The organism is Demequina sp. B12 (genome assembly GCF_028823635.1).
Lineage (GTDB): Bacteria > Actinomycetota > Actinomycetes > Actinomycetales > Demequinaceae > Demequina.
On sequence record NZ_JAPEHU010000038.1, the window covers coordinates 1 to 227 of the forward strand.

Here is a 227-nt window from a genome sequence, read left to right on the forward strand (position 1 = left end):
TTTTAGTGGCTCTGTTGGCACTTTAGTTGTGACCCAAAACTTTGCAGGACTCTGGGCTGATGGGCGCTATTGGGTACAAGCCGAACAACAACTCGCTGGAACTGGCTTTCAATTACAAAAACTGACCAGTGATGAATCTTCTACACATCTCGCATGGATTGAGAAAAATCTACTGGCTGGTTCGGTTATTTCAGTAAATGGGCAAACACTTTCAATCCAGCAATTTA

The 227-nt window shown here is 43.2% G+C and carries 1 protein-coding gene; it reads left to right on the plus strand.

The features are described 5' to 3' along the window. On the plus strand, positions 1-227 hold a 227-nt coding region (locus ON058_RS11090), incomplete at both ends, for an aminopeptidase P family N-terminal domain-containing protein (protein ID WP_274669122.1).